The 25,105-nt window shown below is 50.1% G+C and carries 22 protein-coding genes and 1 other RNA gene; 8 read left to right on the top strand and 15 right to left on the bottom strand.

The annotated features are described in order from the left end of the window. Positions 1-91: 91 nt before the first annotated feature. From kbaY to kbaZ, 8 genes are all read right to left on the bottom strand, one after another. Positions 92-967 (bottom strand): tagatose-bisphosphate aldolase subunit KbaY, encoded by an 876-nt coding sequence (gene kbaY, locus E6P06_RS24410; protein WP_049015901.1) that lies wholly within the window; start codon positions 965-967, stop codon positions 92-94. 12 nt (positions 968-979) lie between these two features. Further along, positions 980-2,134: an AgaS family sugar isomerase gene (locus E6P06_RS24405; RefSeq protein WP_003839993.1), complete on the bottom strand. Its 1,155-nt coding sequence runs from the start codon at positions 2,132-2,134 to the stop codon at positions 980-982. 301 nt (positions 2,135-2,435) lie between these two features. Further along, a complete protein-coding gene (nagA, locus tag E6P06_RS24400; RefSeq protein ID WP_003839995.1) occupies positions 2,436-3,569 on the bottom strand; it encodes an N-acetylglucosamine-6-phosphate deacetylase in 1,134 nt (377 codons plus the stop codon). Beyond that, positions 3,566-4,000, bottom strand: a complete 435-nt coding sequence (agaF, locus tag E6P06_RS24395; RefSeq protein WP_003024930.1) for a PTS galactosamine/N-acetylgalactosamine transporter subunit IIA — start codon at positions 3,998-4,000, stop codon at positions 3,566-3,568. The genes nagA and agaF overlap by 4 nt, the downstream gene beginning before the upstream one ends. 16 nt (positions 4,001-4,016) lie before the next feature. Beyond that, on the bottom strand, positions 4,017-4,895 hold the full coding sequence (gene agaE, locus E6P06_RS24390; RefSeq protein WP_003024929.1) for a PTS N-acetylgalactosamine transporter subunit IID: 879 nt from the start codon (positions 4,893-4,895) through the stop codon (positions 4,017-4,019). After that, entirely contained in the window at positions 4,885-5,664 is a 780-nt protein-coding gene (gene agaW, locus E6P06_RS24385; RefSeq protein ID WP_003839998.1) for a PTS N-acetylgalactosamine transporter subunit IIC, read from the bottom strand. Before agaW ends, agaE begins: the two co-directional genes overlap by 11 nt. 10 nt (positions 5,665-5,674) lie before the next feature. Continuing rightward, positions 5,675-6,148, bottom strand: a complete 474-nt coding sequence (gene agaV / locus E6P06_RS24380; RefSeq protein WP_003024925.1) for a PTS N-acetylgalactosamine transporter subunit IIB — start codon at positions 6,146-6,148, stop codon at positions 5,675-5,677. A gap of 19 nt (positions 6,149-6,167) precedes the next feature. Then, positions 6,168-7,445: a tagatose-bisphosphate aldolase subunit KbaZ gene (kbaZ, locus tag E6P06_RS24375; RefSeq protein ID WP_233622612.1), complete on the bottom strand. Its 1,278-nt coding sequence runs from the start codon at positions 7,443-7,445 to the stop codon at positions 6,168-6,170. A 267-nt stretch (positions 7,446-7,712) separates the two neighbouring features. Here kbaZ and E6P06_RS24370 point away from each other — a divergent pair, with 267 nt between their 5' ends. Together E6P06_RS24370 and agaR are read left to right on the top strand one after the other, a co-directional pair. Next, positions 7,713-8,519, top strand: a complete 807-nt coding sequence (locus tag E6P06_RS24370) for a DeoR family transcriptional regulator (protein WP_003024922.1) — start codon at positions 7,713-7,715, stop codon at positions 8,517-8,519. A 324-nt stretch (positions 8,520-8,843) separates the two neighbouring features. Then, positions 8,844-9,614 carry a transcriptional repressor AgaR gene (agaR, locus tag E6P06_RS24365; protein WP_003024920.1) on the top strand — a complete coding sequence of 257 codons (771 nt, stop codon included), beginning with the start codon at positions 8,844-8,846 and terminating at the stop codon, positions 9,612-9,614. Between the two features lie 37 nt (positions 9,615-9,651). On the opposite strand, the gene E6P06_RS24360 is transcribed toward agaR, so the two are convergent. From E6P06_RS24360 to garD, 7 genes are all read right to left on the bottom strand, one after another. Continuing rightward, positions 9,652-10,572, bottom strand: a complete 921-nt coding sequence (locus E6P06_RS24360) for an ROK family protein (protein WP_003840003.1) — start codon at positions 10,570-10,572, stop codon at positions 9,652-9,654. An 18-nt stretch (positions 10,573-10,590) separates the two neighbouring features. After that, positions 10,591-11,847 (bottom strand): Gfo/Idh/MocA family protein, encoded by a 1,257-nt coding sequence (locus E6P06_RS24355; protein WP_003840006.1) that lies wholly within the window; start codon positions 11,845-11,847, stop codon positions 10,591-10,593. Between the two features lie 36 nt (positions 11,848-11,883). Next, complete coding sequence (locus tag E6P06_RS24350; protein WP_139935805.1) at positions 11,884-12,990, bottom strand: ABC transporter ATP-binding protein; 1,107 nt, start codon at positions 12,988-12,990, stop codon at positions 11,884-11,886. A gap of 11 nt (positions 12,991-13,001) precedes the next feature. Beyond that, positions 13,002-13,826, bottom strand: coding sequence for a carbohydrate ABC transporter permease (locus E6P06_RS24345; RefSeq protein WP_003024907.1), 825 nt, complete (start codon positions 13,824-13,826; stop codon positions 13,002-13,004). 10 nt (positions 13,827-13,836) lie between these two features. Beyond that, positions 13,837-14,781, bottom strand: a complete 945-nt coding sequence (locus E6P06_RS24340; RefSeq protein ID WP_139935804.1) for a carbohydrate ABC transporter permease — start codon at positions 14,779-14,781, stop codon at positions 13,837-13,839. A 78-nt stretch (positions 14,782-14,859) separates the two neighbouring features. Further along, the gene (locus tag E6P06_RS24335) at positions 14,860-16,119 is read right to left on the bottom strand and encodes a sugar ABC transporter substrate-binding protein (RefSeq protein WP_106107804.1); all 1,260 of its coding nucleotides are present in this window, start codon (positions 16,117-16,119) and stop codon (positions 14,860-14,862) included. 355 nt (positions 16,120-16,474) lie between these two features. Continuing rightward, positions 16,475-18,046 (bottom strand): galactarate dehydratase, encoded by a 1,572-nt coding sequence (gene garD / locus E6P06_RS24330; RefSeq protein ID WP_139935803.1) that lies wholly within the window; start codon positions 18,044-18,046, stop codon positions 16,475-16,477. A gap of 403 nt (positions 18,047-18,449) precedes the next feature. Here garD and garP point away from each other — a divergent pair, with 403 nt between their 5' ends. From garP to tdcA, 6 genes are all read left to right on the top strand, one after another. Continuing rightward, positions 18,450-19,784 carry a galactarate/glucarate/glycerate transporter GarP gene (gene garP, locus E6P06_RS24320; protein WP_003024898.1) on the top strand — a complete coding sequence of 445 codons (1,335 nt, stop codon included), beginning with the start codon at positions 18,450-18,452 and terminating at the stop codon, positions 19,782-19,784. Between the two features lie 15 nt (positions 19,785-19,799). After that, on the top strand, positions 19,800-20,570 hold the full coding sequence (gene garL / locus E6P06_RS24315) for a 2-dehydro-3-deoxyglucarate aldolase (RefSeq protein ID WP_048217113.1): 771 nt from the start codon (positions 19,800-19,802) through the stop codon (positions 20,568-20,570). Positions 20,571-20,600: 30 nt separating this feature from the next. After that, the gene (gene garR / locus E6P06_RS24310) at positions 20,601-21,491 is read left to right on the top strand and encodes a 2-hydroxy-3-oxopropionate reductase (RefSeq protein WP_003840019.1); all 891 of its coding nucleotides are present in this window, start codon (positions 20,601-20,603) and stop codon (positions 21,489-21,491) included. A gap of 65 nt (positions 21,492-21,556) precedes the next feature. Further along, positions 21,557-22,702 (top strand): glycerate 2-kinase, encoded by a 1,146-nt coding sequence (gene garK, locus E6P06_RS24305; RefSeq protein WP_048232845.1) that lies wholly within the window; start codon positions 21,557-21,559, stop codon positions 22,700-22,702. Positions 22,703-22,734: 32 nt separating this feature from the next. Continuing rightward, an RNA gene (rnpB, locus tag E6P06_RS24300) (RNase P RNA component class A) lies at positions 22,735-23,111 on the top strand. Between the two features lie 968 nt (positions 23,112-24,079). Then, on the top strand, positions 24,080-25,018 hold the full coding sequence (gene tdcA / locus E6P06_RS24295; RefSeq protein WP_003024882.1) for a transcriptional regulator TdcA: 939 nt from the start codon (positions 24,080-24,082) through the stop codon (positions 25,016-25,018). Positions 25,019-25,105 lie beyond the last annotated feature (87 nt).

Genomic DNA, 25,105 nt, shown 5'->3' with positions numbered 1-25,105 from the left:
AAAAATCATACCTCTATTTTATTTGAACAATGAGCACTATCTGACATTACGCAGATAGCACTCGTGAATAAAAATTGAAATCTAACGACGGTCACGATAATTCGCAGGTAGCCACCAATTTGTTTGCTGACCCGCATACAGTGATTTTGCTACGCACCACTTCTTTCATCGCATCCATACCGACCCGCATGTAATAGCGAGGATCGTTGCCCTGCGGATTCTCCGCAAACCACGCCTTGACCGCATCGGCAAAAGCGATTTTCAGTTCAGTAGCGACGTTAACTTTGCAAACGCCAAGCTCGATCGTGCGGCGGACGTATTCGTCAGGAACATCGCTTGCGCCATGTAAAACCAGGGGAACGTCGACGACCTCACGAATTTCACCCAGCCGCTGGAAATCGATCTTGGGCGTTTTGGTATATAAACCGTGTGCTGTGCCGATGGCAACTGCAAGGCTATCTACGCCAGTACGCTCAACAAACCGTTTAGCTTCTTGTGGATCGGTGAGGAAGGCGCTTTCTGCATCCACGCTCATATCATCTTCTACGCCACCGAGGCGACCCAGCTCAGCTTCCACGCTGCAATCTTTGGCATGGCAAAAATCCACAACGGATTTCACCAGCTTCACGTTTTCTTCAAACGGAAAGTGGCTGCCGTCGATCATTGCGCTGCGCACTCCTGCATTCACTTTACGACGGATATCGTCCAGCGACTCATGGTGATCAAGGTGCAGCGCCAGCGGTATACCGTAGCTGGTGGAATAAGCGCTGCACAGCGCGTAGATCTCTTCCAGCGCGATATGCTTAAAGGTGCCCGGTGTTCCGGCAAGGATCACCGGCGATTGCATTTCATAGCACACCTCAAGGATCGCCTGGATCGTCTCGGCGTTATGAATGTTAAAGGCGGGTACGGCATAACCCTTTTTTTGGGCATCCAGCAGGAGGTATTTCGTGGAAATAATGCTCATAAAACGATCCTTTTAGGCGTTCCAGGGATGAATAACAACGCCCTGTACAACGCGGTTCACAGTGCCGCTGGCAGAAGGCGTATCCGGTGTATTGCCGATATTGATGGATTGCGTCAAAGCAAAGACCTGGGCGTAGATCAGGAAGCAGAATGCCAATTCCATATCGATGAAAGAGCGTGCTGGTGGCAGCAGAATATGTGGGCCAGCTTCAATCGCCTCATGGGTTTGTGCGGCAATCGCGACAACCCGCAATGCCTGCCGATCGCGGCGTAACTCTGCCAGCAGATCGAGATCGTATTGACGTGTATAGGGATGGCTGGAAACAAAGACCACTACCAGCGTTTCGTTATCAACCAGCGACTTTGGACCGTGACGAAAGCCTGTAGGGGAGTCATAGAATGCGGCCAGTTTGCCTGCTGTCAGTTCCAGGACTTTCAGTGCCGATTCCCGCGCTGCTCCCTGTAATCCACCGCTACCGAGGTAAACGATCCGTTTCCAGGGTTCATTGCCAAATACGCCGTCGCTGAAATCACCCAGTGAAGTCAGAATCGCCTGGCACCGATCGGCCACGTCGCGGAAGGTCTGACTGTTGATTTTTTCCGGGGCGAATACCGCCAGGCAGCTGGCCATCATGGTGGTAATGCTGCTGGTCATGGCGAAACCACGGTCATGTGTCTCTGCGGGCATCAACAGAGCAAAGGCATTGTCGCTTGCGACTGCGTTTTGATAGAGGCTACCTGCTTCGTTGCAGGTGATTGGCAGGTGATAGCACTCAGGTACAAACTGATTAGCCAGTTCCACTGCCGCAACACTTTCAGGGCTGTTTCCTGAGCGAGCGAAAGAAATGAGCAGCAGCGGATGTGCGGGATTCAGGTAATCCATCGGATTAGTGACCAGATCGGTGGTTGGCACAGCGCTGATGTTTTTACCGGTATAGCTTGCCAGCCAGGGGGCGATGATGTCGCCAATGAATGCTGATGTTCCGGCCCCAGTCAGTATGATCCGCAGATCGTTTTTGCGCAGTAATGGTGCGAGAAAGCTGTCAATGGCAGAGCGAATGTTGTCGATATTCGTAAGGGAACGGATCCAACTGGCAGGTTGTTGACGGATCTCTTCTTCGGTCCAGGTGCCCGTTACCGCGGTAACAGGGGTATAGGTTTCTGGCATAACTTAAGTCCTTAGTCTTGTAAATTCCACATAAGACGCTGGCGAGAATGTCGCTATCTTTCGTTTCGTTTCACTTGTTCATCTTGTCGATTGATTAAAATCTATAGGAAAGAAATCGAAAGAGCAATGATCCAAAATGAAATAAAACGAAATTTGTGATCGTGAGAACGAAAGGGGCGATTATCTTATTGATCTATAAGAAGTACGCTTGTTGAATGATGGTTAGGTATTTACTCAAGCGAAAGGAAAAGAAAGGCCTTGCGATCGAAGATCGCAGGCCAACACGAGACAAAATGAAAGGTCAAAGGGGGAGAGCCTGACCCTGAATCCAGATCTGTTGTAAATGCAGCCCGCTATTAAGCGCGATCGCGTCGGCACGTTTTCCCACTGCTAACGATCCCAGGTGGCGATCGATACCCAACAGACGTGCGGGGTGGAGAGAGGCCATATGAATTGCCTCTTCTGCCGTTATCCCGGTGAGCTCGACCATATTACGTACGGCGGCATCAACCGAGAGCGTGCTACCAGCCAGACCACCGGAAGCGGTACGCACAATACCACTGTGCATTTCCACTTCCTCACCGCAGAGCGTATAGCGCCCGTCTGGCATTCCTGCAGCCTGCATGGCATCGGTGATCAGCACCAGCCTGTCTTTGGCGCAACAGCAGCAGAGCTTCATGGCCGCTGGGTGGACATGGTGTCCGTCAGCGATAAGTTCCAGCCAGGCGCGAGGGTCGGTTAACCCTGCGCCAACCATTCCTGGATCCCGATGATGTAAGCCGGTCATACCGTTATAGCAGTGCACCAGTCCGTCAGCACCGGCGTCAAAGGCCGCGCGGGTTTGTTCCCAGGTAGCAGCGCTGTGTCCCAGCATCACCCGTACGTTGCGCTGCTTCAGATGTTCGATGGCCTGCAATGCACCGGGTTTTTCTGGTGCCAGCGCAACGACGCGCAATGTTTGCTGGGAAATCGCAATCAGTTCATCCAGTTCACTGAGTTCCAGTTCCCTGAAAAGCTCAGGCGGGTGCGCCCCTTTGTTCTGCGGCGTAAAGTACGGGCCTTCAAGATAACTGCCCAGCACCTGTGCGCCGGGCCCTCCGGAATGGTAACGATGGGCGATACGCTCAAGCGCCTTGCGAATATCTGGTAGTGGAGCGGTGACGGTAGTGGGTAGCCAGTTGGCTACCCCTTCACGTGCTTTGTGCATCGCCAGTTTGTCGAGCGTATCCGGTGCTTCATCCATCACATCGACGCCCGCACCGCCGTGCACGTGGATATCAATGTAAGCCGGACAAAGCAGCTCTGCATCGTGGACCATAACGCCGGAGGGGATTGGCTCTATTTCTGCAATGATGCCGTCTTCAATGTGTATTTGATGATCGTCCAGCCAGCCTCGTTCGGTCAGTAGACGTCTGGCGCGAAGTAGCTGTCTCATATCCCTTCCTCAACGGGCTTTTCCTCACGACAGCGTCCCAGTTCGTCCACCAGGCTAGTTAAACCACGGTGCCCGCACTCCAGCGCCTGCAAGCGAAATGCTTCGCTGGTCAGGCCATCGCGCTCCAGCACCATTTCCAGCAGTAGTTGCAGATTAGTGCCGGTGATCACCTCGGTGCCTTGCCTTTGCATGGCCAGGGTGGAAGCGACGCGAAATGGTGTCCCGCCTAACAGGTCTGTCAGAAACACGATGTCTTGCTGCGCATCCAGTTCACTCACCGCCTGTTCAAGCTGCGATGTGAGTAAGGCGGTGGTTGAGGTTTCCGGAAAGTCGATGGCGATGAACTGTGATTGTTCACCCAGAATCTGTTTCATCGCTTTTTCCATTCCGCTGGCAAACCCGCCATGACCCGTCAAAATAATACCTAACATCTACAACCCCTTATGTTTACAGGAAGTGACAGAACTTACCTACGACGCCGAGCACCACGGTAATGGCGATAAGGCGCAGAGGACTCCAGCCACGGCGGACCAGCCAGAACATGGTTAATGTGTAGACCAGCGGTAAAAAAGCAGGCATCAGCTTGTCTATCACATCTGTTTGCAGTTTCACTACTGCATCGCCAGCAGTGATTTCCAGCGTAGTGCTCAGGCGAACATAGGTCGCTACCAGCGCGCCGATCACCGTCATCCCAACGATGGATGCCGCATGTCCAACCTTTTTGGTGTTAGCTTTAATCAGCGGGATGGCAGCAACGCCCATTCGATAAGCATAGTGTGCCAGCCCAAAGCGCAGACCAAGATGAACCACGTTGAACATAACAATAAAGACAACAGCGCCAAGAATAGAGCCTTGCAGCGCCAGGCTGGCCCCGATACCGCCGCAAATAGGCAGTAACGTTAACCAGAACATGGCATCCCCGATACCGCCAAGTGGCGCACCCACGGCAATCTTGGTGCTTTGAATACTGTTCACATCCTGCTTGGAGCGTTCCATCGCCAGGATAATCCCGATAACAAACGTGACCAGGAATGGGTGCGTGTTGAAGAAGCCCATATGGCCTTTCATCGAACGCGCCAGATCGCGCTTATTGGTGTGGATCTTTTTCAGAGCAGGTAACAGGCCGTACAGCCATCCTGATGCCTGCATACGTTCGTAGTTAAAAGAGGCCTGCAACAGCATTGAACGCCAGGCAACACGGTTGATATCTTTTTTCGTCAGCTCGGCACCGATATTCTGGTCTTCGTAGACGTTTTCATTGGTGCCGGACAGCAGCGTTTCTTCGGTTTCGGAAACGTTCGGCAGAGCCGTTTGATTAGATGCCATCTTCGAATTCCTCTTTTTGTGCTGCGGGAGCTGTAGGTTCAGGTGATTTACGCAGAAAATCGATCAGCGCCATTGCCAGTGCTGCGGCGGCGATTGCCAGCACAGGGAGTTTGAGCCAGGCTGCGGCGACAAAACCCAGGATGAAGTAGGGGATATAGACGTTTTTCATCATGATTTTCAGCAGTACGGCGAAGCCGATAGCTGGCATGATGCCGCCTGCCACGCCGAGGCCGTCAATCAGACGCGTCGGCAGAACATCTATCGCGGTTTTGGCATGTTCCGCGCCAAAGTAAATTGGCAGGAACGCGCATAAAAAGTAGAAGGTCCCCAGCGCGAGCAACGCCAGATAGTTGACCCGCTCAATCCCGGCTGTATCGGCATTTGCTGCCATGCGATCGCAGCGAGCCATCACCCCGGACATCACAGAGAACAGGAAAGTAATCCCCATTTGTACTGCTACGGCGAACGGTACCGCCACACCTACGGCAACTTCGGGTTTCACTCCGGTCGTTATGGCAAACGTGGTTCCCACGATAGTGCCGATAATCACGTTTGGCGGCTGAGCTCCAGCCAGCGGGGCCAGACCCATCCACACCAGTTCCAGCGTACCACCTGTTAAAATACCGGTATGCAGATCGCCCAGAATCAGGCCGACCAGCGGCCCGAGAACAACCGGGCGGTGCATGTGCGTTAACCCGTTGAACATATCCAGGCCTGCAATAAAGGCGAGAATACCCAACGCAAAAGCCTGCAACAGACTGATTTCCATTGTGAATCCCTCAGAGAAGTTTATAGAGGTCCTGGGCGGGTTCTGTTGGAACGCCCTGAACGAAGCATTCCACTCCAGCGGCTTTGAGCCCGTTGAACGCCGTAATATCGGCAGCGTCTACAGAAACCGTTTTGGCGATTTGTTGTTTGCCGTTGGCGTAGTGCATATTGCCAACGTTGATACGGTTAACAGGAACACCGCCTTCGACCAGACGGAAGAAATCCGCAGGCGATTTGCAGACCAGCAGAATTTTCTGGCGATCGGCGGCACGGTGAATATTGTCGATCACCTTTTGTAGTGACCAGAAACGTACGGCGATCCCTTCTGCAAGTACCATTTCCATCAGGTTTTGCTGCACTGGATCTTCAGCCACCTCATCATTAGCGACCAGCACCAGGTTTGCCCCCGCAAACCCGACCCATTGCACACCAACCTGACCGTGAATCAGACGTTCATCAATGCGACTTAATACAATGTTTGGCATGGTATTTTTCTCTTTTTTGTTATGCGTTACGAGCTGGAGCACCCAGGCAGGCGCAGTGATATTGCTGCAGTATGTCCTGAATATGGTTAATGATGAGTTCTCGCGGCGTGGCGCTGAGATCTCCCTCGCGCACTTTTACGTACTGCAAGGGTAAATACTGGCTAATCAGCGGCAGTGGAATGGGGTCATCCGCCAGGTTACGTACCAGACGTTCGAATGCTTCATCAATCTGGCTGTCCGGCCAGTAGTAACGAACCCGATCGGAGTAGCTGTATCCGCGAGCCAGACGGCGTGCGTTGCCATCACCGTGATAGTGGCTCTGCCAGTACTCTGGGCGATCAAGCATCACGCTTTCCAGCACATGTCGTAGGCCTGAACAAGCTTTTGCAGGCAGTAATTCTTCTTCAATCGCGGCCAGTGAAAACAGTGCTTCACGCAGAGCGAAGGTCAACGCAGGTCCCACTTTCAGGATAGCGAAGTGATCTATCACCAGTTGGCGCAAGGACTGTGGCGTTTGGTAATCGGTAGAATGCGCTTCAAACACGAGTGTGTCGTAGTCTTCCACCATTTTGCTGAGTGCCACAGCTTTCTGTGGTTGATAATCAATGATGTGTGTGTGGTCGAATTCAACGCCAGGTTGCACCACCAGGGCGATAATACGCGGCCAGATACCTTCCATACCGTGCTTTTCAAAGGAGTGATAGTGAGCCTGAAGCGTTGCGCGTGCGGCATCGGGCGTTGTTACCGCCAGGTCGGTTAACGTTTCGTGAGCGCCACCTGGAACCGGCACTTCTGTGCCAATCACATAGACCAGATCCGACTCGCCAAAATGTGCCATACAGGTTTCTTCGGCGACTTTTGCCAGGCGTGCGGCGCGCTCAGCGACAATTTCATCCGTCAGTGGAACCGGGTCGTTAGCACAAGACATGCTGCAATCGAGGTGGATTTTTTTAAAGCCTGCGGCGACATAGCTCTTGATCAGATCGTCTGCATTTGCCATTGCCTGTTCCGCAGGCAGATTTTGCCAACGGTTTGGCCCGAGATGGTCTCCGCCGAGAATCAGCATATCCTGAGAAAAATCAAGCGAGTCGGCTAAACGGCAGACAAAACTGCGAAAATCGGCTGGTGTCATACCCGTATAGCCGCCAAACTGGTCAACCTGATTAGAGGTTGCTTCGATCAACAGCGGTGTATGGTTTGCATGGGCGTAGCGTATTGCGGCTTCCAATACGATTGGATGCGCGGAACAAACGGCATAAATCCCGTTTGCCTTCCCCCGTTTATGCTGCTCGACCATTTTAGTTAGATGTTTCACTTTCCTCTCCAGGTCAGATTACTGCGACATCAATCTTTCGTTTTGTTTCATTTAACACTGCATCATGGTGTTATAAAAATAAAACGAAAGATAATAGTTTTCCGATCTGTTTCACAAAAGAAACACAATGAAAGGTTTCAGCGTAAGTTCGTCCGGCTCTTCCCTGCTTGCGGGGCTTGCATTCGCGCAAAAGAAAGGCGTTAATAGACAAAACGAAATAAAACGAAAGGTTCAACTAAAGGATTTCTTATGAGTAACACCGAGTCCTCTGCAGACAAGCGCGTTATTGGCACCAGCGAAAGACGTGAGCAGATCATCCAGCGGTTACGGCAACAGGGAAGCGTTCAGGTTAACGATCTTTCCTTATTTTTTGGCGTCTCCACGGTCACTATTCGCAACGACCTCGCCTTTCTGGAAAAGCAGGGGATTGCGGTACGTGCCTATGGCGGAGCGCTAATATGCGAGAGCAATGCGCCTGTTGTGGAGCCTTCTGTTGAAGATAAGAGTTCACTTAATACGGCAGTAAAACGCAGTATTGCCAGAGCCGCCGCAGAGTTAATTCAACCGGGACACCGCGTGATCCTTGACTCCGGCACCACGACCTATGAAATTGCCCGCCTGATGCGCCAGCATACCAATGTCATTGCTATGACTAACGGTATGAATGTCGCCAATGCGCTACTGGAAGCCGAAGGGGTTGAGCTGCTGATGACCGGCGGTCATTTGCGTCGTCAGTCACAATCGTTTTATGGCGATCAGGCTGAGCAGTCGCTACAAAATTATCACTTCGACATGCTGTTTCTTGGCGTTGATGCTATCGATTTAGAGCGTGGTGTTAGCACGCACAACGAAGATGAGGCGCGTCTCAACCGCCGGATGTGTGAAGTGGCTGAACGTATCATTGTCGTTACCGACTCGACGAAGTTTAACCGCTCCAGCCTGCATAAGATTATTGATACCCAGAGGATCCACACCATCATTGTTGATGAAGGCATCCCAGAGGAGAGCTTGCAGGAACTACGCCGCAGCGGTGTTGAAGTGATCATTGTTGAGTAGTCCCGCTCTAAAATTCAAAAATGTGATCCCATTCAATTAAACAAAAACAAACCATAAGCGAGCTTTTTTAGTAGCTCGCTTTCGTTTTTTTGCATGCTTCCCGTCTCTTTCTCGCATCTTACTCGCTTTTGACCTTTTCATTTTTTCGGTTTTCTTCGTTTCGATTTGCTAAAACGAAAGAAAATAGTCAATTTTTGTTAAATTCAACGCTGGGCCAGTGCGCACAAATTCACCTTATTGCTTCTGATGTAATATATTCAAAAGAAAACGAAAGTGCTAAAGCGCTAAAACAAAACAACATGAATATTTGATGGAGCAATAGAAATGCTGGATAACTTAAGACGTCGCGAGCAAATAATTGATCTGCTATGCGATCAGGGTAGCGTTCGTGTCGAGCCACTGAGCGTCCATTTTGGTGTGTCATCGGTTACGATCCGCAACGACTTACGTTATCTGGAACAGAAGGGATGTGTCATGCGCTCCTACGGCGGGGCGGTTCTCAATCAGCACTTTGCCCTTGACCGGCCTTTGCAGGATAAGGACCGGCTGAATCGAGATGTGAAAACGCGTATTGCCGAAAAAGCGGCCAGCTTTGTGAAAGATGGTGACACGCTAATCCTCGATTCCGGTTCGACCACCACGCTCATTCCTCCCATGTTAAAAAATCGCCGCGATCTGGTGGTGATGACCAATGCGCTCAACATTGCATGGGAACTGGCGAATTTTGAGCGCGTAGACGTCATGATTCTGGGAGGGAATGTCAGGCAAAGCGTCTATTCATTGTATGGCCCTTCAGCAGAACACCAGCTTAGACAATACCGGTTTGATAAGCTTTTCTTAGGCGTTGACGGATTCTGCCTGGAAGCGGGAATTACCACGCCACATCCGGGAGAAGCACATCTGAATCAGGTAATGTGTGAAGTTGCGCAGGAGGTCACGGTAGTCGCTGACTCCAGCAAGTTTGGCCGCAAAAGTTTCTGTATGATTAGCGAAATCAGCGGGATTGACCGGGTGATTACCGACAGCGGGATCCCAGAAAATTACCACCGGACGTTAATCCAGCTTGGGGTGGATGTGGTGATTGCGGATGAATAACTGAAACTGCTGGCGAGTTTCCCCCGCCAGCAGTTTTTTAGTGGGTCTGCGTACCCTGTTCAACCAGCAGCAATGCGGCACCGCGAACCCCGCTGGATGCGCCATGGATGGCCGGGAATACGCGGGCAGGTTCTAATCCCGGGAACAAATAACGTGACATGGCCTGCGGCAGCAACGTATAAATTTCTTCAATGTTGGAAACCCCACCGCCGAGAACAAAAGCATCGACATCCAGAATCAACTGCAATTGCGCCAGCGTACAACCCAACATATCAATCCATGCTTCTATGGTAGTAACGGCGCTGGCATTGCCATGACGATAATGCTCCAGCAGGGTCTCCATTTTGAGTTGTTCTCCACTGAAGTGTTTGTGGAGCCACAGTAAACCGGGGCCGGATTGATAGCGTTCCAGACACCCTTGTAAGCCACAACCGCACTTCAGTTCCGGTAAATGATAACGACGCATAAACGTTGCCGGAAGCGGTAAATGGCCAAACTCACTGGCCATTCGGTTGCGACCCCGATACAACTGACCGTCAATGACTAACCCTCCACCCATGCCGGTGCCAATAATGGCACCAAAAATTCTGGAGAACTGGCGAGCCTGCTGGGTATGGGCTTCCGAGAGTGCAAAACAGCAGCAGTCATTGTCCAGTTCAACCGAACGATTGAGGCGGTGGGCCAGATCGTTCATCACCTGACGTCCGGTCAGGCAGGGCACGTTAGATGACAGTAGTTTTCCGGTATGTCTGTCCATAAGACCTGGCATGCCGATGCCAATTTTTCCTTGCGTTCCTGTCGCCCAGTCGGCGGTATCAATAAGTGAAGTAAAGGTCGAAAGAAAGAGTTCATAATCCTGAACTGGCGTGGCAACGCGCTTACGCCAGCAAACCTGCATTTCCTTATCAAAAGCGACAATTTCAGTTTTGGTTCCACCAATATCAACACCGTAAAACATGCCTCATCTCCTCCGGCTTCACAGCGTAACCAGACTGTTTTCCTTGCGAGCGCGTTCTGCGGCAAAGACCATTAAGTGACTTTCCAGTGACTCATCCGGGCCAGAAAGGATCATATTTTGATCGTTGGCCATCACTGCATGGATAAAGCGATCCATCAGGTAGTAATCGCCACCACCATGTCCCCCCATCTGGGTTTGTGTTCCAGCGGCGATCTCCTCGATCTGATGCACTGTTTCTTTGTCTGTCAGGAAATCAAACACCCGGATCTGCTCGCCATCACCTTCCAGATAACCTCTGGTGCCAAACAGGCGCGTTTTTCGATCTTCCATTTTGGTAAATGCGGTCATGGTAAAGGTCACCGTCTGCTGGTGGGCAAAACGTAAGTTAACAACCTGATGATCCACCACATCATTATCACAACGATAAACGCAGCGACCATAAGGCCCATCGCGCAGCGCCTGGCGGACATTTTCTTCGCTGGGATCTGCAGTCAGCACCCGACGGAAGTGGGGAGTGCATTTGTGGTTTTCACCCAGATAAATTTTGCAGGCAGACCAGGGGCAGGTTGCTTCAACCTGACAATCAAGGCAGCGGTCGGCGGCGCCAGCAGGCTGATTCTCTTTCACAAAGTGGCTCAGGCTGCCAAATGATCCTACGTCCTTGCAGTTGTCGCCCATGATGTAGCGGATCCAGTCCAAATCATGACAGGATTTCTGTAATAACATAAATGACGATTCTGCTTCATTGCGCCAGTTACCACGTACAAACGAGTGCGCCTGATGCCAGTAACCTACGGGTTCGAGATGCTGCATGCTGACAATATCGCCAATTACGCCATCATCAAGCAGTGATTTCAGCTTTTGCGTATAGCGGGTGTACCGCAGGACGTGCGCGACGGCCAGTAATACGTTGTTGCGTTTAACCGCATCAATAATGATCCGGCAATCTTCTGGCGTAGGGGCGAGCGGTTTTTCCAGCAGAATGTGATAGCCGAGATTGGCAAACGCCACGGCAGGATCTTTGTGCATATTATCCTGCGTGCAAATAAGTACTACGTCGGCCATTTTGGGTTGGGCCGCAGCCTCTTGCCAGTCGCAAAATACGTTATTTGGAGCAATCTTATGCTGTGCGACAAACTGCTGGCGATACGCCTCTCTGGGCTCAGCAACGCCTACTACCTGCATTCTGTCTGGATGTTCAAGCGCATAGCGAGCATATATTTCTCCGCGCGCACCAGCCCCTACCACTAATACGGTCACTTTATTCGCACACATATAAACCTCTCATTTTTCACTTAGCCTGAATAACGGTCAGGCCAAATTTTCTTCATGTTTTTTATCAAACAAAAAGGCGGCTTCCAGATTAAATTTCACTTTGATAGATTCGCCGGGAAGAGGGGCCCAGTCGGGTGAAGAGTTAATACGTAAGATCATATGTTGCTCACCAATATCAAAATGCAGAAGGTCTTCGTTGCCCATCCTTTCTACGTTGGTAATGTGCGCATCGAACGCAGAGACGTCATGCTGCGAGGCTAACTGAATGGCCTCTGACCGGATGCCGAACCAGACGCTGGAGTGCGGATATTGCTCCAGTAGGTTACTCAAGCGTGTATTTAATGGCAGGATTAAATTATCAGCCAGGCGCAGACCACGAGTGCCGGGTTCAATATCAAGCAGCATAATATTCATTGCCGGATTACCAATAAAACCAGCAACAAATTTATTCCTGGGGTGATGGTAGATATTTCCTGGGGTATCCACCTGCATAATACGACCGCCATTAAGAACGCAAATCCTGTCTCCCATCGTCATCGCTTCAATCTGATCGTGCGTGACGTACACCATGGTTGCGCTCACGCCTTCGTGACGCAGTTGTCGATGCAGTTCTGTCAGCCGCACGCGCATTGAAACACGCAGCTTTGCATCCAGGTTGGAAAGCGGCTCATCAAACAAAAAAACGTCTGGCTTACGCACGATGGCCCTGCCAACGGCAACGCGCTGACATTGACCGCCCGAAAGTTGGCCGGGCTTTTTATCGAGTAATGTCTCTATTTCCAGCTTGTGTGCAGCTTCCCGTACGCGGATATCAATCTCTTCTTTGCTCATTTTCCCTAACAGACTGAATGCCATATTTTTATAAATCGTCATGTGGGGATAGAGGGCATAATTCTGGAAGACCATGGCAACGCCTCGCTCCTTTGGTAGCAGGTCGTTGACGCACTTCTCTCCGATTGCGATATGACCATGAGTGATATCTTCCAGACCTGCAATCATGCGCAGCAGCGTTGATTTGGCGCAGCCTGATGGCCCGACAAACACCATGAATTCGCCATCGTGGATTTCAAGATCAACGCCATGGATCGCCTGAAAGCCATTGGGATAGACTTTGCTTACTGCATGTAATTGAATACCTGACATAACACTGCCCCTTATCCTTTAATTCCGGCACCAGCGATGCCGCGAATAAAATAGCGCTGGAAGAAGATATAAAGTAACAACATCGGGATAATCGCCAGCAATGCGCCCGCCATTAACATCGGATATTCCACGCCTGAGCGTCCGGAAAGTGAGGCTAACCCCACCGGTAATGTCATTTTATCCATGGAGGTGTTGACGATCAGCGGCCACATTAAGTTATTCCAGCTCCACAATCCGTTAATAATGACGCAGGCAATCAGCCCTGGTTTAATTAATGGCAGCATAATTTTGAAGAAAATAGTCAGATGGTTATACCCATCCATAATGGCTGCCTCTTCCAGTTCTTTAGGTACTGACAGAAAAAACTGACGCAATAAAAAGGCGCTATATATGCTGAATAAACCCGGTAGCACCAGTCCAGGAATTGAGTTCAGCAAACCGATTTTTTCAACGGTTAAAAACTGTGGGATTAAAAAGATCTGACCGGGCACCATCAGAATTGAAATACACAGCATAAACAGGACATCTCGCCCTTTAAAACGCAGTCGGGAGAAACCGTACGCTGCCATTGCCGCAATCAGCGTCTGCAAAATGACGATGACCAACGTGGAGACGATCGAGTTAAAGTAAAAGCTACCAAAAGGCATTTCATGCAAGATTTTACCGTAAGCCTGAAACCCTGGGTTGGCAGGTAGCAGGATCGGCGGAAAGGCGATGCTTTCTGCCTGGGTTTTAAAAGAGGTGATGATCATCCAGATGAAGGGAACCACAGTTACCAGCGTCGCGAGGATCATCAAGCCGTAAATTAGCCATTTTTCACGTTTAGTCATGAACATCGTGGTTGCCTCACTGTGCTTTAAGTCGTTTACCAATCCATATTTGCAGCAGCGTCAGGACCATCGTGATAACGAAAATCACCACGGCGATCGCTGAGGCATACCCTTTTTCATGGTAGATAAAGGCGTATTTATAGAAGAGATAGGCGATAGTCATCGTCTGATCGTCCACCATGGATGAACTGCCAAACAGCAGATAAACCACATCGAAAATTTGCAGCGTTTCGATAAAAGAGATCACCAGTACGAAAAACAGCGTGGGGATCATTAGCGGTAAGGTAATAGACCAGAATCCACGCAATTTGCTGATGCCATCCAGCGACATCGCTTCATAAATTTGTTTGGGAATCCCCTGCAATCCAGCGAGTAGAATGATCATCTTCAGCGCAATAGCCGACCAGATGATAACCAACGAGGCGCTCAGGCGGACGACATCGGGATCGGATAACCAACCGATGGCCGGAAGATCGAAAAAGGCCAGGATCTGATTAATTAAGCCGAAATTTCGGTTCATCAACCACTGCCAGACCATAGCAATAGCCGCAGGCATAGTGACAGCGGGCAGAAATAACAGCGTGCGAAACAACCACTGACCGCGAATCGCCTGATTCAGGCCAATTGCGAGCAGTAATGACAAAACGGTGATTATCGGTACGCAAATAAAAACATAGGCCAAGGTGTTATATATTGCTGAACGAAACTCATCATCGCTGAATAAATTAATATAGTTATCTAAGCTGATCGTCGTCCAGATCTGAAACTCTCCCAGGTCAGTGAAACTATAAAAAACGTTCTGGAAGAATGGAGTAAAGTAAAAAACAATTAACCCCGCCAGTAACGGCATAATCATTATCCATCCCCAGAAGCGTTCTTCTTTTTCCAGCTTGGTCAGGGATTTTTTTTGCACTTCTCTGGCCGGTAATTGTGGGGATGTAGTTTCATCTGAATAGCTCATACAGACTCCGGGGTGCTCACTGTGCAACCAAAATATATTGCGCGGGAGAAAGCGAGAGGGAGCATGGCTCCCTCAGGATTATTTCTGCATTTCTCGTTCAACGCGTTTAGCAACACCAGGCATGACTTTCTCTGGGTCAGTACCCGTCCACACTTTTTTCAAGCCATCATTCAGAATGCTATTCCACTTAGCGGTATTGGAGCCCGCGGTTGGATATTTATGTGAGAAAGCCAACGAATCGATATAGGCTGAAACATCAATATCCTTAAAGCCTTCAGCCCACTCTTTGGCCACTTTTTGGTTAGCGGGGATCACGACTTTTCCCGTCGCCAGAGTCTGCTGCGCATGCTCAGAACTCATGAACTCAATGAACTTCCACGCCGCATCTTTATGCTGACTTTTGGCTGACATAGCAAATGCCAGACTATGGGATACACCTGCCTGCTCTGCCATTTTTGGCATTGGCAATACGCCGATGTGATCCTTAATCAGCTCATTTTGAGAGAAGGGTAATGCCCACCATGAGCCAGCGTAGACCATGGCTACCCGGTTTGACTGGAAGACGTCTGAGGCTTCCATCTCGCCTGGCGGTTGGATTAGTCCCGCGTTCAGCATGCCTTGAACATCGCGATAGACGGCGATAGCTTTGTCATTGGCAACATCCGTTTTGCCCTCAGGTAGTACAATCTTATCCCCGGCCTGTAATAGTAGGTTAAAGTAACTATCCTGTCCGCTGCTGAATTCCATTGCCAGTGGATAAGACTGTTTATCCAGCCCTTTACGCAACTGCTCTGATTTTTGTTTTAAATCGTCCCATGTCCAGTTTTTATCGGGATAGCTCACACCAGCCTGATCGAACATTTTTTTATTGTACCAGACGGCAATTGCATCAATATCCCTTGGGATGGCATATTGTTGCGACTGGTATTGGTAGGCATCGACTGAGCTTTTAACAAAATCATCCAGTTTCGGCGCTGATTTATCTTTCAGATAATTACTCAGTGGTTCCAGCATGCCATTTTTCACATATTGCTGGAAATTAGGCATGTTCATCCAGAATACATCCGGTGCTACATTTCCACCGACTGCTGAACTGAGTTTGATAAAATACTGGTCATAAGGAGTTAGTTCAATTTCGACCTTAATTCCGGGGTTGTCTTTTTCAAATTCATTAACGAGCTGTTGTTCGCCAGGGAGTTGATTGCGGTCCCATAACGTGTAGCGTAATTTAACAGGCTTTGCGTCTGACTGGCCTTCAGCACTCGCGAAGACAGGAGTTGCCAGTAAACAGGAAATAAGACAAGCCAATGCGACATTATTTTTATTCAGGGTATACATAACTTCCCTCTTTATTCAGGTCAGAATGCTTATGAGGTAAATTACAGCAGCCTATGAATAATCTGTTTTACACCGGAGAAAGTCAAAGCAGTAAAAAAGAGGGGATTATCGTATTAAAACAAGGTCGTCTTTCGGTAGGTTTCTCTTTTATCAAAACGAAAATATAACGTAAAACAATGGTGGTATTATTCCTTTTAATTTCATATCGTTAGGTTCATTTGGCAGGTTTGAATCGAAAAAAACAGATGTTTAAAAAAACCTCTTAAAATGCGAACGTTATCACTTTATTTGTTGAAGCATCGACATTAAAAACGGGGACAAATCCCCGTTTTTTCGTTGGCTTTCGTTTCGATAATCAGGTCACTGGCGCCGGGTTAAACACCGCCAGCTGGTTATGCAGTCCCCACTGATCTGAGAAGGTTTTCTTACGTCCGCTGGCGACGTCGAGAATAAACTCGAACAGTTTCAGACCCACGTCTTCAATGGTTTCTTCTCCGGTAGCGATGGTACCGGCGTTGATGTCCATCAGGTCAAACCAACGATTGGCCAACTCCGTGCGTGTCGCCATTTTAATCACCGGCACGGCCATCAGGCCATACGGCGTACCGCGACCGGTGGTAAAGACTTGTACTGTGATCCCGGAAGCAACCTGTTGCGTACCGCAGACAAAATCGCTGGCGGGGGTGGCAGCGTAAATCAGGCCACGTTTGGTTGGACGCTGTCCCGGCGACAAGACTTCGACAATCGCGCTCTTGCCCGACTTCGCAATAGAACCCAGTGCTTTTTCCACCACGTTTGCCAGACCGCCTTTCTTGTTGCCCGGTGATGGGTTGGCGCTCCGGTCAGTCTTGCCCATATCCAGGTAGTTGTCGTACCAGGCCATCTCCTCGAGCAGGCGTTTACCCACCTCTTCGTTAATCGCGCGCGGGGTCAGAAGGTGGATGGCATCGCGTACTTCGGTGACTTCGGAGAACATCACTGTCGCGCCACAGCGTACTAACAGGTCGGAGGCATAACCTACCGCTGGATTGGCCGTCACGCCGGAAAACGCATCGCTGCCGCCGCACTGCATGCCGACCACCAGCTCTGATGCCGGGCAGGTTTCACGCTGGCGCTGATTGAGCTTTGCCAGATGGCGTTCGGCCACCTGCAAAATATCGGCAACCATTGATTGAAAGCCGACGTGTTTTTCATCCTGCAGGCTGACGATGCTGGCGCTGTCGACCGGAATGCTTTTTACATCGTGGGTGCCTTCCAGCAGGCGCTCTGGCTGCAGTTTTTCACAGCCGAGGCCAATGACCATTACCTCACCGCCAAAGTTAGGGTTCAGCGCAATATTATGAATAGTTCGAATGGGCACGATGGCGGCTGGAGCGTTAATCGCCACGCCGCAACCGTACAGATGATTGAGCCCCACCACACCGTCAACATTCGGGTATTTGGGCAGCAGATCGCGTTCAATGATTTTCACCACATAGTCCACCACGCCCGCCACGCAGTGCACGCTGGTGGAGATGCCGAGCAGATTCTTGGTGCCAACGCTACCGTCAGCATTGCGGTAACCTTCGAAGGTATAACCCTCGAGAGGCGGCAGCGGCTCAGGCACTTTAGTTGCCAACGGCAGCGTCTCCAGCGGCGGAGCCTTGGGCAGCTCAACCATTGATTCATCAATCCAGCTGCCGCGTGGGATGTCGCGAACGGCATAGCCTATCACTTCGCCATAACGCACGATTTCGCCATGAGCAGGAATATCCAATAGCGCCACTTTATGACCCTGGGGAATATGTTCAATGAGTTCCAGTCCGTCCGGAAAACGCGTTCCGGCTTTCAGACCATTGTCATTGACAATTATCGCCACATTATCTGTTTCGTGAACTTTAATATAAAACGCCGTTGGCGATTCTTGTCTAATTTCGATGTCGGCCATTGTCCAGTATTCTCCAACAAGTGGTGATAATAGTGTGGATATTTATATTTTGAATCTCATTTTCAGTAATAAAGATTCGGTATCGTGAAATAAGAATGTCAGGAGTTTATCGTGAAGAATGTGACAATGATCACTTAAACTCAGCAAGACCGCACCAGCAGGGGTAGCAATACGTAAATGTGTGGATTAGCGCCCATGCATGTGTGCATATGCCCAAAACATTATTTTCATAACGCATGTTTAATGAGCGCTTGCACAATGATTAACGTTGCACTGCTGATTATACTAAATCACGGTTTCATAGCGTCTGATAAATTATTATACGTTTTTATTATCGGTAATTTATCACCAGGGATATCTGCCAAATAATAATAAAAACTTTTATGTACCCGAGGTAATTAGAATGATACTGGATACAGTTGTCGAGAAAAAGAAAGGTACGCACACCCGTTACTTAATATTGCTAATAATATTTATTGTTACCGCCGTTAACTACGCGGACCGTGCCACGCTATCTATTGCCGGCACGGAAGTGGCGAAAGAGTTGCAGCTCAGTGCCATCTCAATGGGTTACATTTTCTCCGCCTTCGGTTGGGCTTACCTGTTGATGCAAATCCCTGGCGGCTGGCTGCTGGATAAGTTCGGTTCGAAGAAAGTCTACACTTACAGTCTGTTCTTCTGGTCGCTGTTTACTTTTCTGCAGGGTTTTGTCGACATGTTCCCGCTGGCCTGGGCGGGTATTTCAATGTTCATCATGCGCTTTATGCTGGGCTTCTCGGAAGCGCCGTCCTTCCCGGCGAACGCCCGTATTGTGGCGGCCTGGTTCCCGACGAAAGAGCGCGGTACGGCATCTGCGATTTTTAACTCCGCACAATATTTCTCTCTGGCGCTGTTTTCGCCGCTGCTGGGCTGGCTGACCTTTGCCTGGGGCTGGGAGCACGTCTTTACCGTGATGGGCGTTATCGGTTTTGTGCTCACCGGCCTGTGGGTAAAGTTTATTCATAACCCAACCGATCACCCGCGTATGTCGCAGGAAGAGCTGAAGTTTATCTCTGAAAACGGCGCGGTCGTGGATATGGACCATAAAAAGCCCGGCGATGTGAAATCAGGTGGTCCTAAACTGCATTATATCAAGCAGTTGCTGACAAACCGCATGATGCTTGGCGTGTTCTTCGGACAGTATTTTATCAACACTATCACCTGGTTTTTCCTTACCTGGTTCCCGATTTACCTGGTACAGGAAAAAGGCATGTCGATCCTGAAAGTCGGTCTGGTGGCGTCGATTCCTGCGCTGTGCGGATTTGCCGGTGGCGTGCTCGGCGGTGTGTTCTCTGATTATCTGATTAAACGTGGCTTCAGCATCACCCTGGCACGTAAGCTGCCGATTGTGCTCGGAATGTTGCTCGCGTCGACCATTATTCTGTGTAACTACACCGATAACACCACTCTGGTGGTTGCGCTGATGGCGCTGGCGTTCTTCGGCAAAGGCTTCGGCGCGCTGGGTTGGCCGGTGATTTCCGATACCGCGCCGAAAGAAATCGTTGGTCTGTGCGGTGGAGTATTTAACGTATTTGGCAACGTAGCCTCTATCGTCACCCCGCTGGTGATTGGTTATCTGGTGAGCGAGCTGCACTCATTTAATGCTGCGCTGATGTTTGTAGGGTGTTCGGCGCTGATGGCAATGGTTTGCTACCTGTTTATTGTCGGTGACATTAAACGTATGGAATTGCAGAAATAAACAAAGGTATAGGCGATGAATAACACGATTTTCCCGAATAAGTTTAAAGCGGCCCTCGCGGCGCAACAGATTCAGATTGGCTGCTGGTCTGCATTGGCCAGCCCAATCAGTACCGAAGTTTTAGGCCTGGCGGGTTTTGACTGGCTGGTACTGGACGGCGAACACGCGCCAAACGATATCTCGACGTTTATCCCGCAATTGATGGCGCTGAAAGGCAGCGCCAGCGCGCCGGTCGTACGCGTGCCGACCAACGAGCCGGTGATTATCAAGCGCCTGCTGGATATTGGGTTTTACAACTTCCTGATCCCGTTCGTTGAGACACAAGAAGAGGCGGTGAACGCCGTGGCGTCGACCCGCTATCCGCCGGAAGGTATTCGCGGCGTGTCCGTCTCCCATCGCGCCAATATGTTTGGCACCGTACCGGACTACTTTGCGCAATCGAATAAGAACATCACCATCATCGTGCAGATCGAAAGTCAGCAGGGCGTTGATAACGTTGACGCCATCGCGGCGACCGAAGGTGTAGACGGTGTCTTCGTCGGCCCAAGCGATCTGGCTGCGGCGCTAGGCCATCTCGGCAATGCGTCACATCCTGATGTGCAGAAAGCTATCCAGCACATTTTTGCCCGCGCGAAAGCACATGGCAAACCAAGCGGAATTCTGGCGCCGGTGGAGGCGGATGCGCGTCGTTATCTGGAATGGGGCGCGACCTTTGTTGCTGTTGGCAGCGACCTTGGCGTGTTCCGTTCAGCCACGCAGAAACTGGCTGAATCTTTTAAGAAATAACCACCATCGACAGTAGAGAGAGATAAAGACATGACAATGAAAGTTGGTTTTATTGGCCTCGGTATTATGGGTAAACCAATGAGTAAAAACCTCCTCAAGGCAGGTTACTCGTTGGTGGTTGCTGATCGTAACCCGGAATCCATTGCGGAAGTCATTGCCGCAGGTGCTGAAACCGCCGCCACGGCGAAAGATATTGCTGAGCAGTGCGACGTGATCATCACCATGCTGCCGAACTCGCCGCATGTTAAGGAAGTGGCGCTGGGTGAAGGCGGAATTATTGAAGGTGCGAAACCGGGCACAGTGCTTATCGACATGAGCTCCATTGCACCGTTGGCCAGCCGTGAAATTAGCGACGCGCTGAAAGCGAAAGGCGTGGATATGCTGGATGCGCCGGTCAGCGGCGGCGAGCCAAAAGCGATTGATGGTACGTTGTCGGTAATGGTCGGCGGCGATAAAGCGATTTTCGACAAGTATTACGATCTGCTGAAAGCGATGGCTGGCTCAGTGGTACATACCGGCGACATTGGCGCGGGTAACGTCACTAAGCTGGCGAACCAGGTGATTGTAGCGCTGAACATTGCGGCGATGTCTGAAGCGCTGACGCTGGCGACCAAGGCGGGTGTGAACCCGGATCTGGTGTATCAGGCGATCCGTGGCGGACTGGCCGGAAGCACCGTGCTGGACGCGAAAGCGCCGATGGTCATGGACCGCAACTTTAAGCCAGGTTTCCGTATTGACCTGCATATCAAAGATTTGGCGAATGCGCTGGACACTTCTCATGGGGTCGGCGCGCAGTTGCCGCTGACTGCTGCAGTCATGGAGATGATGCAGGCGCTTCGCGCAGATGGGCTGGGCACCGCCGATCACAGCGCGCTCGCATGCTACTACGAAAAACTGGCGAAAGTGGAAGTCACACGCTAACAAGAAGGGCGCGGATGTGCGCCCTGTATTTCTTGCCTTGCGCGGCACAGTCAGGCTACATAACTATGAAAATCGTAATTGCCCCAGACTCTTATAAAGAAAGTCTATCTGCCACTGAGGTCGCTCAGGCAATAGAAAAAGGATTTCGGGAAATATTTCCCGATGCGCAATATGTTTCAGTTCCGGTGGCCGACGGCGGCGAAGGAACGGTCGAAGCCATGATTGCCGCCACGCAAGGGAGTGAATATTCCGCGTGGGTAACGGGGCCGCTGGGCGAAAAAGTGAATGCCTGCTGGGGCATGTCCGGAGATGGTAAAACTGCGTTTATCGAAATGGCGGCAGCCAGTGGTCTGGCGTTAGTCCCTCCTGATAAGCGTAACCCGTTAGTCACCACGTCACGTGGTACCGGGGAATTGATTTTGCAGGCGCTGGATAGCGGGGCGCAGAGCATTATTATCGGCATTGGCGGTAGTGCAACCAACGACGGCGGCGCGGGTATGGTGCAGGCTCTGGGCGCGAAACTTTGCGACGCTAACGGGACTGAGATTGGCTACGGGGGCGGCAGTCTGATGAGCCTCAACAGCATCGACATTTCCGGTTTGGATCCGCGATTAAAAACCTGCTCCATTCGCGTGGCCTGCGATGTGACCAATCCGCTCACAGGTGATACTGGCGCTTCGCGCATCTTCGGCCCACAGAAAGGGGCGACGGAAGAACGCATTCTCGAACTGGACCGCAATCTTTCTCACTACGCCGACATCATTAAAAAATCGCTGCGGGTAGATGTGAAGGATGTTCCCGGGGCGGGGGCTGCCGGTGGTATGGGCGCCGCGTTAATGGCTTTTTTAGGCGCGGAGCTGCGCAGTGGGATAGAGATTGTGACTCAGGCCCTCAATCTGGAAGAGCATATTCACGACTGTACGCTGGTGGTGACCGGGGAAGGACGCATCGACAGCCAGAGCATTCACGGCAAAGTGCCGGTGGGCGTGGCGATCGTCGCGAAGAAATACCACAAACCGGTAATTGGTATTGGCGGCAGCCTGACGCGCGATGTGGAGGTGGTGCATCAATATGGTATCGATGCGGTGTTTAGCGTATTGACCAGCATCAGTACGCTGGAAGAGGCCTTCCGTGGGGCATTTGACAATATTTATCGCGCCTCAAGAAACATCGCCGCCACGTTAGCGATAGGAATGCGCAGTGCGGGGTGACATTACCCCGCAAACCCTCTATACTGCGCGCCGAAGCTGACCAGACAGTCGCCGCTTCGTCGTCGTCCTCTTCGGGGGAGACGGGCGGAGGGGAGGAAAGTCCGGGCTCCATAGGGCAGGGTGCCAGGTAACGCCTGGGGGGGAAACCCACGACCAGTGCAACAGAGAGCAAACCGCCGATGGCCCACGTAAGTGGGATCAGGTAAGGGTGAAAGGGTGCGGTAAGAGCGCACCGCGCGGCTGGTAACAGTCCGTGGCACGGTAAACTCCACCCGGAGCAAGGCCAAATAGGGGTTCACAAGGTACGGCCCGTACTGAACCCGGGTAGGCTGCTTGAGCCAGTGAGCGATTGCTGGCCTAGATGAATGACTGTCCACGACAGAACCCGGCTTATCGGTCAGCTTCACTCTTTATAAAACCCCGCTTCGGCGGGGTTTTTGCTTTCCGGGTAGGCCAGATGAATGACTGTCCACGACGCTATACTCAAAAGAACGCGGCTTATCGGTCAGCTTCACTCTTTATGAAACCCCGCTTTGATGGGTTTTTTGCTTTCTGGGCAGGTTGTTATGCCTGATGGCGCTGCGCTTATCAGGCCTACAGGGATGGCTGGAACGGGTTTTGTAGGCCGGATAAGGTGTTTACACCGCCATCCGGCAGACGTTATATCTGTCGCGTTACGCTTGGTTTAACACGACTCTGGCGTTTATTTTCTCTTCATCTACTCTTTATTTGACCTTTATTTATGCGCTGAATGTCTTTTATTTGAGGGAATGCGTTGTAGGGTATTTTCGTTTTTGTGATGGCTAGCACAAAACGCTGAGCGATACGTTTTTATCGAGAATAATCGAACGCAATCGATCGCCATCACAAAATTACGCGCTAATAAAGTGTACAAAATTAGTGTTAATGTAATGTTGCATATGATGATTATTTGTATTGTCTAGATTGAATTTTAATAAACGCAATGTTTCTTTACAAACAAATATGGCGAAAAAATGTGATGCATGGCGTTATTTAATCACCACAAACGGTGAAATATAATTATATTTGATAAATTACTCATTAAATTTAAGTGTCATTCTGCCCGATAATTGCGCTGTAATTGATTGAAATATAGCCTTTCCTGGTTTTTAGAAATAACAGATAAAATGGCGATGTTATAGCCATAAAAAATCGTTATCCCCCCATCTTTTTTTGATTAAAGTCAGGGTAAAGTGAGATATGTATTTCGTATCCATATGATTTATAAGTGGTTTCATTTTTTATAATAGTCTTACAAAATGTAAGTCAAGGGGATTTGTGAGGGGTAGCACATATCCTTGTTTGCTTAATTTGGTACACTTCCTGCCGTCAACAAAGTAATTAACGCAGGTCGATATGAATACTATTACACTCCCTAAAACACAGCACTTAGTGGTCTTTCAGGAAGTCATTAGAAGCGGTTCTATCGGCTCAGCTGCAAAAGAATTAGGTTTAACTCAACCCGCTGTCAGTAAAATCATCAACGATGTTGAGGCTTATTTTGGTATTGAGTTAGTTGTGCGTAAAAATACTGGTGTGACATTGACTCAGGCAGGTCAGGTGATGCTCTCATGGTCTGAATCAATTACCCGTGAAATGAAAAACATGGTTGATGAGATGAACAGCATGACGAGCAATGCGGTCGTTGATGTGTCGTTTGGTTTTCCTTCACTGATTGCCTTCACCATCATGTCCGGCATGATTAAAAAATTCAAAGAGGTATTCCCGAAAGCACAGGTTTCTATGTATGAAGCTCAGCTCTCCTCGTTCTTACCGGCAATCCGTGACGGGCGTCTGGATTTTGCCATCGGTACGCTGAGCGATGAGATGAAACTGCACGATCTGCATGTGGAGCCGCTCTTTGAGTCAGACTTTATCCTGGTTGCCAGCAAGTCCCGAACATGCACCGGCATCACCTCGCTGAGCGCGTTGAAAAACGAACAGTGGGTGTTGCCACAAACGAATATGGGGTACTACAGCGAACTTCTTACCACGTTACAGAATAATGGCATCAGCAGTGAAAACATCGTTAATACTGACTCCGTCGTCACCATTTATAATCTTGTTCTCAATGCTGATTTCTTAACAGTAATTCCCTGCGATATGACCACACCGTTTGGCTCAAACCAGTTTATTACTATCCCGGTACAAGAAACCTTACCCGTCGCGCGTTATGCCGCCGTTTGGTCGAAAAATTATCGAATTAAAAAAGCAGCATCTATTTTGGTGGAATTAGCCAAAGAGTATTCATCATATAATTGTCGGAGACGAAGGCAATTAATTGAAATTGATTAAAGATTGAAATTGTTTTAACAAAAAATAAACGCCATCTGTCTATATCTGACAATGGTCACGGCTATCTATTTACTTTAATACCCTAGT

The organism is Citrobacter sp. CF971 (assembly GCF_006385635.1).
GTDB lineage: Bacteria > Pseudomonadota > Gammaproteobacteria > Enterobacterales > Enterobacteriaceae > Citrobacter > Citrobacter freundii.
Note: the sequence above shows the minus strand (reverse complement) of the source record. Positions and strands in the feature narration are given on the sequence as shown.